Source organism: Pseudomonas inefficax (assembly GCF_032164165.1).
Classification (GTDB): Bacteria; Pseudomonadota; Gammaproteobacteria; order Pseudomonadales; family Pseudomonadaceae; genus Aquipseudomonas; species Aquipseudomonas inefficax.
Window position 1 is genome coordinate 2108755 of sequence record NZ_CP134401.1, and the last position, 13126, is coordinate 2121880.

Sequence of the window (13126 nt, forward strand, 5' to 3'; positions counted from 1 at the left end):
ATTCACGCCCCTATGTGATGCAATTCCTCGAACGTAATCGGCTGGATGCCTATACGTGCGTATTGTCGAGCAGCTGATCGGTGCAGGGCCCAGCGCAACCCCAACCAGTTGGGGATGGTCGCGGGAATGCCGTCGTCGGAGGCTAGGTGCCAGAAGCGGTTGGAGTCGTCACCGAAGTAAGGGCAATGGAAGGACAACACCAGTGACATGCGCCGCCCGCTGAGCACCGGGCGAACGCCGTGGAACAGGCGGCTGCCATAGATGAACAAGGCATCGCCGGGCTCGTCCAGGCGTGCGGTTTCGAAGGTGCGGTAATCCAGAGCATCAAAGGTATCGACAGTACCGTTGTGGAACAGGAACTCGCCACCGCTGTAATCGGCCGGCCCCGACAGCACGATGTTCAGCACATAATTGGTGCCGTCCGTATGCCAAATACCCAGTTGCTGCTGTTGCTCGACAGGCTTGGGGTAGTAGTAGTTGATCTGCGAGCGGGCATTGAGCATGGGGTAAGGCACGAGCGGCACGCCAGCGATGCGCGAGATGGCCAGCAGGAATGAGCGACTGCACATCATGTCGTTGATGAACGACGACAGCCCCGTCACCCCTCGTGTGCGCCGGGAAATGATCCAGTCGCTGTCGCCCGCCCCTTCCTCCAGGCGGGCGCAGATGTCTTGCAAGGCCGCGACGCCCTCGAGCGTGAACAACCGATGGACGACAGCGACCCCCGTGATGGCATCTACCGCAACTTTCGAGTGTGGGCTTTGGCTATAACCCAGTTCCCCCAGCGTTCGGGTGTCCGTGACGGTGGGCCCTTGTCGTCGAAGCAGATCATCCCGCCAGGCAACCTGCTCGCCCAGGCAGATCGACGAAGCTCGCGGCGTGCGCTTCAACGTTGACTTGAGCGCCAGCTTCACGCGGCCTACGCCGCGCTCGAACAGGGATAAGGTGTTGGAGTGGTTCATGATGCGTCTGTCCCTGTGGAGCCGCTACTGAAGGTACTCGCGACTTGATAGCGCACCGAGCCGTCCCCGCTGGCGGATTCCTGGGAGACTTCAGCGACCTGAAAACAATCCCTCACTGCTTCATCCCCAACTCAGCATCATCCATCAGCGCTTTGGCCATCGCACCCAGATAATGTGCAGCCCAGATCATCATCGGTTTCTCGTCCATCAGCCCGGTGATGGTCAATTCGCGCACATAGCCCATCAACTCCGAAGACTGCTCGCGGGCGTCCCTACATGGGATGCCCGCCTCGATACGGAACAATGGATGGGTGCCGTTCTCACCCTGGTAGAAGGTGGTCTTGCCAACGGTGAACTGGGTGTCTTCTGTTGTCATTGTTCAATCCCCTGATAATTCTCAATTGCCTGGGTGGGCCCTTTCGCGGCGGTTCGACGCCTCGACAAGCCCGCTCCAAAGGCCACTGCAGGCCATGGCATGTGATGACCGTTGTAGGAGCGGGTTTACCCGCGAAGAGGCCCACCCAGACAACACATCACTCAAACCTCAGTGCAAAGTCCGAAACTCATTAGGCATCTGCACCTGAATCAATGCCGACTCCTGCATGACCTGATGCTCATTCGTATCATTCCATTGCACTTCCGAGTGACAACCGTGCTGCAACCACACAGTAAGAGGGGGTATAAAGCCTGTACAGTTGATTAAATCGAAGCGCTGGTTCGATCCGGCTAAATCAGGTGGTTCAATGGGGAAAGGCCTCGACATCAACGTACTCAGAACCTTCCAGGCAGTAGCCCGGCTGGGCCGCTTCAAGGATGCCGCCGACTATGTCCATCGCAGCCCGTCGGCGGTGACGACGCAAATACAGAAGCTGGAGGAACAGATCGGGCAACAGCTGTTTGCTCGCAGCAACCAGTCCGTAGAACTGACCCCGGCGGGTCGACACCTGCTGGTTGAGGCGACACGTTTTCTGATGGCCCATGACAGGCTGCTGGCTACGTTGTCGCCCCAGCAGATGACCGGCAAGGTCCGCCTTGGGGTACCAGACGGATATGCAGCCAGCCTCATGAGCGATTTCCTGCCAGTTTTCGTAGCCAGTAATCCGAAGCTGGAACTGGAGGCCATAGCGCGGTCCAGCGCAGAGCTCGTCGACCTTTTTGCACGACAGCGCCTGGACTTGGCAGTGGCGGTCAGCAGCGAAGTATGGGAACAAGGGGAGTGGCTTCGCTCGACCAGGCCTCGTTGGGCCGCAGCCCCAGGGTTCCACCACGACCCTGACCTTCCTTTGCCACTGGCCCTGCAGTTGAAGGGCTGCCCGTACCGAGAGGCGGCATTGCAGGCATTGAAGACGCATGGCATTGCGTACCGCATCCTGCTGGAAAGCGCCAACTGGCATGCGGTACTAGCCTGCATGAGGAGCGGCCTGGCAGTCGGTATTGTCGAGGGGCTGGACAGTGGTGATACATCACTTGCGTACGTGGAAGGCATGGGCTTCCCCGCGCTCGCCGAGCATCACGTCTACCTGCTCACGGACACCACTCACCATGTTGCGTCGCATCTGAACGAAATGTTGAAGGCCACCATCCGCAAGGATGGACCTGCAACACCGGGCCCTTGCTGACCGCACTTTATTTCCTGACCTGGGAAGTACCTGGCTGCCATAATGAGCTGGCATTGCTCGAGGCGCGCGACGACACTTGCCTCACCATGCAGGACGAGTGGTTCTAAGGGGGAGCCACCGTGTACACGGAGGCTTCCACATGTTCGATACCAGCGCCCTGCTGCGCCAGCGCTTTGCCGCGCTGCGCAGTACGGCCGAGTTGTTTTCCCTGCGCCATGTGAAACAGTCGCACCAGGCGCTGTCGGTTCGCCGCAACGTCGCGGAACCACCCTTCTTCAGCCAGGACGAGGGCGCCATGCTCACCGTGCGGGTGAATGGCGTGGAAGCCTATGCCGCCACCGCCGACCTGTCCCAGGCCGGCCTGCAGCGTGCCCTGGAGCACGCCGAGGCACTGGCCCGGCAGATCGCCCGGTACAACCTGCTGGACCTGCGCGAGCAACCGGTGACCAGCGCACGCCACGACCACATTTCGCCCAACTTCGACCAACCCGTGCCCAACCTCGCCGACTGCCTTGGCCTGCTCGCTGCCGAATCGGCCAGCGTGCCCAAGGACAGCCGCCTTGTGGACTGGCAGGCCAGCCTGGGCCTGAGCCTGGTCGAGCAGACCTACCTGAACTCGGCCGGCGCCGAGCTGCGCCACGCCCAGCGCTTCCTGTTCCCGGGCCTGGGCGTGACCGCCAGCGATGGGCAGGACAGCCAGAGCCGAAGCCTGGGCCGCGACAACTTCGGCCAGCAGGGCGGCTTCGAGATCATCGAGCGCTGCGGCCTGGTCGGCGCTGCCCGCCGAGTGGCTGACGAGGCGCTGCAGCTGCTGCTGGCGCCGAACACCCCCAGCGGCCCGCGCGACCTGCTGTTGATGCCGGACCAGATGATGCTGCAGATTCACGAATCCATCGGCCACCCGCTGGAGATGGACCGCATTCTCGGCGACGAGCGCAACTACGCCGGCACCAGCTTCGTCAAGGCCGGTGACTTTGGCCACCTGCAGTACGGCTCCGCGCTGCTCAACGTGACCTTCGACCCGACCATCGGCGAAGAGTTGGCCAGCTACAGCTTCGATGATGACGGCACCCCGGCCAGCAAGCAGTTCCTGATCCGCGATGGCCTGCTGCTGCGACCGCTGGGGGGTGCGCTGTCGCAGTTCCGCTCCGGCCTGGACGGTGTGGCCAACAGCCGTGCCTGCGGCTGGAACCGCGCGCCGATCGACCGCATGGCCAACCTCAACATCGAGCTGGGCGACCAGAGCCTGGATCAGCTGGTGAAGGGCATCGAGCACGGCATCCTGATGCGCACCAACCGTTCCTGGTCCATCGACGATGCGCGCAACAAGTTCCAGTTCGGCTGTGAATGGGGGCAGTTGATCGAAAACGGCGAGCTCAAGGGCATCGTCAAGAACCCCAACTACCGCGGCATCTCCGCGCAGTTCTGGCGCAACCTGGCGGCGGTCGGCGACAGCAGTACCTTCCAGGTGCTGGGCACGCCCAACTGCGGCAAGGGCGAACCCAACCAGGTGGTGCGGGTCGGCCACGCCTCGCCGGCCTGCGTGTTCCGCCAGATCGACGTATTCGGAGGAGACGCCTGATGAAACACGCTTTCGAAACCCTGGTCGGGGATGTACGCAAAGCCCTGCAGACGGGCGAACAGTTCACCCTCGGCTATAGCGCCGAACAGTCGCAATTCGTGCGTTTCAACCATGCCAAGGTGCGCCAGGCCGGCACCGTGAACCAGGCCGGCGCGCAACTGCGGCTGATCCGCGATGGCCGCCAGGCAGAGCAACAGGTGACCTTGAGTGGTGACACGCAACTGGATAGCCAGCGCCTGGTCACGGCCCTGGAGCAACTGCGCCAGACCTTGCCACTGCTGGCGGTCGATCCGTACCTGCGCCTGGACGAAAGCGCCTGGCACAGCCACAGCCAGCAGGAGCAGCCGCTGCCCGAACTGAGCGATGTGCTGACCTTGCTCGAGCGCGAAGCCGGCGACCTGGACCTTGTCGGCATCTACGCCGCCGGCCCCATCTGCCGGGGCTTCGCCAGCTCGTTCGGGGCCTTCGGCTGGCACCAGGCCAACAGCTTCAACTTCGACTGGAGCCTGTTCCACGAAAACGGCGAGGCGGTGAAGGCCAATTATGCCGGGCAAGTGTGGAGCGCCGACGACTTCACCGCACGCCTGCGCCAGGCGCGGGAACAGCTGGGTTTCCTTGGCCGCCCTGCCGTCACGCTGAAACCTGGCAGCTACCGTGCCTACCTGGCCCCGGCGGCCATGGACGAAATAGCCGGCATGCTGTGCTGGGGCGGGTTTTCCGCACAGGCCCTGGCCACTGGCAACAGCGCCCTGCAGCGCCTGTACAACGGCGATGCGCGGCTGAGCCCGCTGGTGAGTTTCACCGAACAGGTCAGCGGCTCGCTGAGCCCGGCGTTTTCCGATGAAGGCTCGCCGCGCCTGGATGTGCCGTTGATCCAGCAAGGCGAGGCCCGGCAGCGATTGATCAGTGCGCGCAGTGCGGCCGAGTTCGAGTTGCTGGCCAATGGCGCCGATAGTTACGAGTCGCCGTGTGCGCTCAGCCTGGCAGCAGGTAGCCTGCCCAGCGAGCAAATCCTGGAGCGTCTTGGTACCGGGCTGTACATCAGCAACCTGTGGTACCTGAACTATTCCGACCTGCCGGCAGCACGCATGACCGGGCTGACCCGCTTCGCCACCTTCTGGGTGGAGGATGGGCAGATCCAGGGCCCGGTGAGCACCATGCGCTTCGATGACAGCCTGTACAGTTTGCTCGGCAGCCAGCTGGAAGACCTGACCCAGGAGCGCGAGATGATTCTGTCGACCAGTACCTATGGACAGCGCAGTACCGGGTCGAGTCATTTGCCGGGGGCACTGGTCAAAGGGTTGACCCTGACATTGTGATTGGACTCGCCGGCCCTTTCGCGGCTAAAGCCGCTCCCACAGGATCTCCACTGCCCTTGAATGTGGTGACATCCCTGTGGGAGCGGGTTCACCCGCGAAGAGGCCGGTACAGACAAACGAGGAAGTCATGCCCGAACGCACCCCGCTGGACCCCGTCACCGCCCGCTGGATCCCCTGGGTGGTGGCCATCGCCTTCTTCATGCAGTCCCTTGACGGCACCATCCTCAACACTGCGCTGCCGGCCATGGCCCGCTCGCTGGCCGAAGACCCGCTGCGCATGCAGGGCGTGATCATTGCCTACATGCTCACCGTGGCCCTGCTGATCCCCGCCTCGGGCTGGATCGCCGACCGCTTCGGCACCAAGCGCATCTTCTTCAGCGCCATCCTGCTGTTCAGCTTCGGCTCGCTGCTGTGCGCCGCCGCCAACAGCCTCGGTTTCCTGATCTTCGCCCGCGTCGTACAGGGCCTGGGTGGGGCGTTGATGCTGCCGGTCGGGCGGCTGGTGGTCCTGCGTGCCTACCCGCGCACCGAGCTGGTGCGCATCATGAGCTTCATCACCATCCCCGGCCTGCTCGGGCCACTACTGGGCCCTACGGTTGGCGGCTGGCTGGTGGAGATTCTGAGCTGGCACTGGATCTTCCTGCTCAACCTGCCGGTCGGCCTGATCGGCTGCTACGCCGTGTGGAAGTTCATCCCCGACCTGCGTGGTGCCGAGCGCACCACGTTCGATGGCCCCGGGTTCCTGCTGTTTGGTGCAGCGATGGTATTGATCACCATCGCCATGGAAGGCCTGGGCGAACTGCACCTGCCGCACTTGCGGGTGATGTTGCTGCTGTTCGCCGGCATGGCCTGCCTGGCGGCCTACTGGCTGCGCGCCGGGCGCGACCCAGAGCCGCTGTTCTCGCCCAGCCTGTTCCGCGTACGCACCTTTGCCATCGGTATTCTCGGCAACCTGTTCGCCCGCCTGGGTAGCGGCGCCTTGCCGTTCCTGGTGCCGTTGCTGCTGCAAGTGGCGCTGGGCTACTCGCCGGCCCAGGCCGGCATGAGCATGATCCCGCTGGCGGCTGCGGCGATGCTGGCCAAGTCCATTGCCCGGCCGCTGATCGAACGCTTTGGCTACCGCATCATCCTCACCGGCAACACCCTGCTGCTGGGCCTTCTGCTGGCCAGCCTGGGGCTGGTGGACGAGCAGACGCCCTATTGGCTGTTGCTGGTACAACTCGGTCTACTGGGCGCGGTGAACTCCATGCAGTTCACCGCGATGAACACGGTGACTCTGATCGACCTCGACGACGCCAGCGCCAGCAGCGGCAACAGCCTGCTATCAGTGGTCGCGCAGCTGGCCCTGAGCCTGGGCGTGGCGTGTGCGGGTGCATTGCTCGGCGGCTTTACCGCAGCCGGCAGCGCCGACGGCGTGGAAACCACCTTGGGCGCATTCCAGCTGACCTTCGTCACCATCGGTGTGATGGCCATGCTGGCCGCGGCGATCTTCCTGCAGCTGTCACCGACAGACGGAAGGCGTGCCCGTCGTCCGGAACAACACATGGAGTCGTAGGGCGAATGGCCACGAGGCTGGTAGACTGTGCGGCATTTTTCGCTTCGCACCGCAGGCCCGCCTCGTGACCACCGAATCCACCGCCTTTGCCACCTTGCCGCTGTCCACTGCCATGCTGGCCAACCTGGACGCCCTCGGCTATGCCTCGATGACGCCGATCCAGGCCCAGAGCCTGCCGGTCATCCTCAAGGGGCAGGACCTGATCGCCCAGGCCAAGACCGGCAGCGGCAAGACCGCCGCCTTCGGCATCGGCCTGCTCAACCCGATCAACCCACGCTACTTCGGCTGCCAGGCGCTGGTGCTCTGCCCCACCCGCGAGCTCGCCGACCAAGTGGCCAAGGAGCTGCGCCGCCTGGCCCGCGCCGAGGACAACATCAAGATCCTGACCCTGTGCGGCGGCGTTTCGCTGGGCCCACAGATCGCTTCGCTGGAGCACGGCGCGCACATCATCGTCGGCACCCCGGGGCGCATCCAGCAGCACCTGGACAAGGGCACCCTGGTGCTCGACGGGCTGAACACCCTGGTGCTGGACGAAGCAGACCGCATGCTCGACATGGGCTTCTTCGATGCCATCGCCAGCATCATCGGCAAGACCCCGTCGCGCCGCCAGACCCTGCTGTTTTCGGCCACCTACCCGGCCGGCATCAAGCAACTGGCCGCCGACTTCATGCGCAACCCGCAACAGGTCAAGGTCGAGAGCCTGCATGCCGACAACCAGATCGAGCAGCGCTTCATCGAGATCGACCCGCAACAGCGTCTCGAGGCCGTCACCCGCGTGCTCGGCCACTACCGCCCGCAGTCCTGCGTGGCGTTCTGCTTCACCAAGCAGCAGTGCGAGGATGTGGTCGCCCACCTGACCGCCAAGGGCATTGTTGCCCAGGCCCTGCACGGCGATCTGGAGCAGCGCGACCGCGACCAGGTGCTGACCATGTTCGCCAACCGCAGCAGCTCGGTGCTGGTAGCCACCGACGTGGCGGCGCGCGGCCTGGACATCGATGGCCTGGACATGGTCATCAACGTCGAGCTGGCACGTGATGCGGAAATTCATGTGCACCGTGTGGGCCGCACCGGCCGTGCCGGGGAGAAAGGCATTGCGGTCAGCCTGGTGGCGCCAGCCGAAGGCCACCGTGCCCAGGCCATCGAACAACTGCAGAAGAGCCCATTGCGCTGGGACCAGCTGGACAGCTTGAAGAGCAAAGGTGGCGAGCCGCTGCTGCCGGTGATGAGTACCCTGTGCATCGCTGCCGGGCGCAAGGACAAGCTGCGCCCGGGCGACATCCTCGGGGCGCTGACCGGTGATGCCGGGATCCCGGGCAAGCAGGTGGGCAAGATTGCGATCTTCGACTTCCAGGCGTTCGTGGCCGTCGAGCGGGCGCTGGCCAAGCAGGCCATGCAGCGGCTGAACAGCGGCAAGATCAAGGGCCGCTCCCTGAAAGTCCGCATTATCTAAAGCCATGCAAGGTCCCTGTGGGAGCGGGTTTACCCGCGAATGCGATAGTGGGCTCACTGCCGCCTTCGCAGGTGAACCCGCTCCCACAGGGTTCTGTGTTTCTTTCTTATAAGGTTTACACCGTGCACTCCACCGACGTGATCATCCTCGGCGCCGGCGCCGCCGGCCTGATGTGCGCCCAGCTCAGCGCCCGCCGTGGCCGCCGGGTATTGGTGCTCGACCACGCCAACAAACCGGGCAAGAAGATCCTCATGTCCGGCGGCGGCCGCTGCAACTTCACCAACATGTATACCGAGCCGGGCAACTTCCTCTCGCAGAACGCACACTTCTGCAAGTCGGCCCTGGCCCGCTACACCCAATGGGACTTCATCGAGTTGGTATGCAAGCATGGCGTGGCATACCACGAGAAGAAGCTCGGCCAGCTGTTCTGCGACAACAAGGCCAGTGACATACTCGACATGCTGCTGGCCGAATGCGATGAGGCCGGCGCGGAGATCCGCATGCACACCAGCATCGAGCAGATCGAGAAGACCGAAGGCGGCTATCTGCTGCAGACCAGCGGCGGCCAGTTCACCTGCCAATCGCTGGTGATCGCCACCGGCGGCCTGTCGATCCCGACCCTGGGTGCCACCGGCTTCGGCTACCAGGTGGCCCGCCAGTTTGGCCACACCCTGCTGCCAACACGCGCCGGGCTGGTGCCGTTCACCATCACCGAGCCCCAACTGAAGGCACTGTGCACCGAGCTTTCGGGCACCTCGCTGGATTGCACCGCCAGCTGCAACGGCACCAGCTTCCGCGAGAACCTGCTGTTTACCCACCGCGGCCTCAGCGGCCCGGCGATTTTGCAGATCTCCTCGTTCTGGGAAGCCGGTGACACCGTCGAGATCAATCTGTTGCCTGACCGTGATGCGCTGACCTGGCTGCAACAGATGCAGGCCGAGCGCGCCAACGCCGAACTGAAGACAGTGCTGGGCGAAGTGTTTACCCGCAAGCTGGCCAACCTGTTGGCGGAGCAGTGGTTCGAGTCCAGACCGATGAAGCAGTACACCCCGGCGGAACTGTCACAGATCGCCGAGAAACTGTCGAACTGGCAGGTTGTACCGGCCGGCACCGAGGGTTACCGCACTGCCGAAGTGACCCTTGGCGGCGTGGATACCCGCGAGGTGTCGTCCAAGACCATGGAATCGCTGAAGAGCCCCGGGTTGTATTTCATTGGCGAGGTACTGGATGTGACCGGCCACCTGGGCGGTTTCAATTTCCAGTGGGCCTGGGCATCGGCCAACGCCGCAGCGCAGTTCGTGTAGAGTAGAATCCATTCAGCAGCACGGAACGCTTCTTGCTGGCCCGTGCTTGAGCGCCGGTAAAGCAGTGGGGCTGCCGTGCAGCCCATCGCCGGCAAGCCAGCTCCCACAGGGTCTCCACAGGCCTTCAGGCTTGTGCAGTACCTGTGGGAGCTGGCTTGCCGGCGATGGGCCGCGACAGCGGCCCCAATTGCACGGCCTCGAAAGATATTCCTCTGATCACTGCCTAGCAGGCCATCATGTCATCGAGCTCGTTCCGTCAGTCACTGCGTCGCCTGTGGGGTCAAGACAAGTTCAGCTACAGCATCCGGGTCACCATCGCCCTCACCGGCAGCCTGGCCCTGTGCTGGTACCAGAACGAAATGGCCCTGCTGATTCCGCTGTTTCTCGGCATCATCGCCAGCGCACTGGCCGAAACCGATGACAGCTGGCAGGGCCGCCTCAGCGCCCTGGCCGTCACCCTGGTGTGTTTTGCCATCGCCGCGCTGGCGGTCGAACTGCTGTTCCCCTACCCATGGGTATTCGTCATTGCCCTGGCCTTGGCGGCCTTCGGCCTGACCATGCTCGGTGCCCTGGGCGAGCGTTATGGCGCCATCGCATCAGCGACCTTGATCACTGCGGTGTACACCATGATCGGCGTGGACCAGCGCGGCGGCCAGGTCACCGACTTCTGGCACGAACCGCTGCTGCTGGTGACCGGTGCAGCCTGGTACGGGCTACTGTCGGTGCTGTGGCAGGCGCTGTTTTCCAACCAGCCGGTGCAGCAGAGCCTGGCCAAGCTGTTCTTCGAGCTAGGCAGCTACCTCAAGCTCAAGGCCAGCCTGTTCGAACCCATCCGCACCCTTGACGTCGAAGCCCAGCGCCTGGAACTGGCCCAGCAGAACGGCAGGGTGGTGGCGGCGCTCAACGCGGCCAAGGAAATCATCCTGCACCGGGTGGGCAACAGCCAGCCGAACTCCAAGGTCAGCCGCTACCTCAAGCTGTACTTCCTGGCCCAGGACATCCATGAACGGGTCAGCGCTTCGCACTATCCCTACAACGCGCTGACCGAGGCTTTTTTCCACAGCGACGTGATGTTCCGCTGCCAGCGCCTGCTGCGTAAACAGGGTTCTTCCTGCCAGGAACTGGCCCGCTCCATCCGTCTGCGCCAGCCGTTCGTGCTGGCCAGCGGTTACCCCGAAGCCCTCGAAGACCTCAACGCCTCGCTGGAACACCTGCGCATGCAGAACAACCCGGCCTGGCGCAGCCTGCTGCGCTCGCTGCGGGCGCTGGCCGTCAACCTGGCGACGCTGGACCGCCTGCTCAGCGCTGCCAGCAACCCGGACAGCCTGGCCGATGCCAGCGACAGCAGCCTGCTCGACCGCTCGCCGCGTTCGCTGAAGGATGTATGGAGCCGTCTGCGTACTCAGCTGACACCGACCTCGCTGCTGTTCCGCCATGCCTTGCGCCTGCCGCTGGCGTTGTCGATCGGTTATGGCATGGTGCACCTGATCCACCCGACCCAGGGCTACTGGATAATCCTGACCACGTTGTTCGTGTGCCAGCCCAACTACGGTGCAACCCGGCGCAAGCTGGTACAGCGCATAATCGGTACCGCCGTCGGCCTGACGGTGGGCTGGGCACTGTTCGACCTGTTCCCCAATCCGGTCATCCAGTCGCTGTTCGCCGTGGTCGCCGGGGTGGTGTTCTTCGTCAACCGTACTACCCGCTACACCTTGGCCACGGCCGCGATCACCCTGATGGTGCTGTTCTGCTTCAACCAGATCGGCGATGGCTATGGCCTGTTCCTGCCACGCCTGTTCGATACCCTGGTCGGTAGCCTGATCGCCATCCTCGCGGTGTTCCTGTTCCTCCCCGACTGGCAGGGGCGGCGGCTGAACAAGGCGCTGGCCAATACCCTGGCCTGCGCCAGCGTGTACCTGCGGCAGATCATGCAGCAGTATGCCCACGGCAAGCGCGACGACCTGGCCTACCGCCTGGCCCGACGCAACGCCCACAACGCCGATGCGGCGCTGTCCACCACCCTGGCCAACATGCTGATGGAGCCGGGGCACTTCCGGAAGGAAGCCGACGTCGGCTTCCGCTTCCTGGTTTTGTCGCATACCTTGCTCAGCTACCTCTCGGGGCTGGGCGCGCACCGCGACACTGCCCTGCCGGCGGAGGTGCAGGAGCAGTTGATCGAAGGTGCCGGGCAAAGCCTGGCCAGCAGCCTGGACGAGATTGCCAACGGCCTGGCCGCGCGGCTGCCGGTGGCGATTCACAGTGATGCCGAAGAGGCCCTGGCCAATGCCCTGGAGCAGATGCCGGAAGAGCTGGATGAGCATCAGCGGCTGGTGCAGACGCAGTTGGCGTTGATCTGCCGGCAGTTGGGGCCGCTGCGGACCTTGGCCGCGCATTTGATCAAGGAAGGTGCACCGGCCTGAATGCATTGTTACCTGTTCTGGCCTCTTTGCGGGTAAACCCGCTCCCACAGGAACCCTACAAGTTTCGAGATCTGTGTAATACCTGTGGGAGCGGGTTCACCCGCGAAGAGGCCAGAACAGGCGACAAGATCAAAAGCCATGCTGACGCATGAGCCGCGCATAGCTGCCATCCGCCTTCATCGCCGCGATCGCCTGTTCGAACCGCTCGACGATCCGCGCATGCTCCGGGTGCTTCAGGCTGACCAGGATATGCAGGGTGTTCTCTGCCAACGGCGGTTCCACCAGCATCACCCCATCGCGCACTTCCGGCAGCTCGCGCTGCAAGTTGTAACGGGCCACGTACTCGTCTTCCACCGCCAGGCCCACCCGCCCCGCCGCCAGCATGCGTACCGCAGAGGAAAAGTTGCGCACCGCCACCTTGTGCAGGCGGGTGTCGCGGTCGAACTCGGGTGAATAGGCGTAATCACGCACCACAGCGATACTGTAGGGGTACAAGTCAGACTGGCGCTTGTAGCTAAACGCCTCGCCCTTGCGCTGCAGCAGGCGAATACGGTTGACCAGGTAGGCTTTGGAAAACTGCCCGATGCTGGCGCGCGAGTCGTTGTACCAGGCGTTGATCAACACGTCGTAACGCCCCTCGTTCACCCCCCGCAGGGCCCGCGCCCACGGCGCCTCTTCTACCCCACTGGCGTAGCCGGCCCGGGCCAGTGCCGCGGTGACGATACTGGTCGCCAGGCCACCGCCCGGCATGCTGGCATCGGTGAACGGCGGCCAGTTGTCGGCCACCAGGCGTAGCGTCTCACGACCCGGGGCGGGCGTTGCAAGCATCATTGCCAACAATCCCAGAACACAAAGCAGTGGCCGCATGCTCACGTCCTTTCGCAATGGAGGGCACACACTGCCGACGAGATTACA

10 protein-coding genes and 1 pseudogene are annotated in these 13126 nt (G+C 63.8%); 8 read left to right on the forward strand and 3 right to left on the reverse strand.

Annotated elements, in window-relative coordinates:
• Window positions 1-2 precede the first annotated feature (2 nt).
• Both RIN61_RS09475 and RIN61_RS09480 read right to left on the reverse strand, forming a co-directional pair.
• The gene (locus RIN61_RS09475; RefSeq protein WP_112249400.1) at window positions 3-962 is read right to left on the reverse strand and encodes a 2OG-Fe(II) oxygenase; all 960 of its coding nucleotides are present in this window, start codon (window positions 960-962) and stop codon (window positions 3-5) included.
• A 112-nt stretch (window positions 963-1074) separates the two neighbouring features.
• On the reverse strand, window positions 1075-1338 hold the full coding sequence (locus RIN61_RS09480; protein ID WP_112249399.1) for a DUF3077 domain-containing protein: 264 nt from the start codon (window positions 1336-1338) through the stop codon (window positions 1075-1077).
• Window positions 1339-1705: 367 nt separating this feature from the next.
• Between RIN61_RS09480 and RIN61_RS09485 the strand changes: the two genes are divergently transcribed.
• The 8 genes and pseudogenes from RIN61_RS09485 to yccS all read left to right on the forward strand — a co-directional run bounded on the left by RIN61_RS09485 (window position 1706) and on the right by yccS (window position 12211).
• On the forward strand, window positions 1706-2581 hold the full coding sequence (locus RIN61_RS09485; protein WP_207879548.1) for a LysR family transcriptional regulator: 876 nt from the start codon (window positions 1706-1708) through the stop codon (window positions 2579-2581).
• Window positions 2569-2688, forward strand: a pseudogene (locus RIN61_RS26750) (hypothetical protein); the annotation flags it as partial. The gene RIN61_RS09485 and the pseudogene RIN61_RS26750, both read left to right, overlap by 13 nt.
• A 32-nt stretch (window positions 2689-2720) precedes the next feature.
• A complete protein-coding gene (locus RIN61_RS09490; RefSeq protein ID WP_207879540.1) occupies window positions 2721-4163 on the forward strand; it encodes a TldD/PmbA family protein in 1443 nt (480 codons plus the stop codon).
• A complete protein-coding gene (locus tag RIN61_RS09495; RefSeq protein WP_207879538.1) occupies window positions 4163-5482 on the forward strand; it encodes a TldD/PmbA family protein in 1320 nt (439 codons plus the stop codon). The genes RIN61_RS09490 and RIN61_RS09495 overlap by 1 nt, the downstream gene beginning before the upstream one ends.
• A gap of 127 nt (window positions 5483-5609) precedes the next feature.
• Complete coding sequence (gene mdtD / locus RIN61_RS09500; RefSeq protein ID WP_112249395.1) at window positions 5610-7037, forward strand: multidrug transporter subunit MdtD; 1428 nt, start codon at window positions 5610-5612, stop codon at window positions 7035-7037.
• 112 nt (window positions 7038-7149) lie between these two features.
• The gene (dbpA, locus tag RIN61_RS09505) at window positions 7150-8487 is read left to right on the forward strand and encodes an ATP-dependent RNA helicase DbpA (protein ID WP_235874650.1); all 1338 of its coding nucleotides are present in this window, start codon (window positions 7150-7152) and stop codon (window positions 8485-8487) included.
• Between the two features lie 122 nt (window positions 8488-8609).
• A complete protein-coding gene (locus RIN61_RS09510) occupies window positions 8610-9791 on the forward strand; it encodes a BaiN/RdsA family NAD(P)/FAD-dependent oxidoreductase (RefSeq protein ID WP_207879536.1) in 1182 nt (393 codons plus the stop codon).
• Window positions 9792-10027: 236 nt separating this feature from the next.
• Window positions 10028-12211: a YccS family putative transporter gene (gene yccS, locus RIN61_RS09515; protein ID WP_112249392.1), complete on the forward strand. Its 2184-nt coding sequence runs from the start codon at window positions 10028-10030 to the stop codon at window positions 12209-12211.
• 129 nt (window positions 12212-12340) lie between these two features.
• On the opposite strand, the gene RIN61_RS09520 is transcribed toward yccS, so the two are convergent.
• The gene (locus RIN61_RS09520) at window positions 12341-13078 is read right to left on the reverse strand and encodes a substrate-binding periplasmic protein (protein ID WP_112249391.1); all 738 of its coding nucleotides are present in this window, start codon (window positions 13076-13078) and stop codon (window positions 12341-12343) included.
• Window positions 13079-13126: the final 48 nt, after the last annotated feature.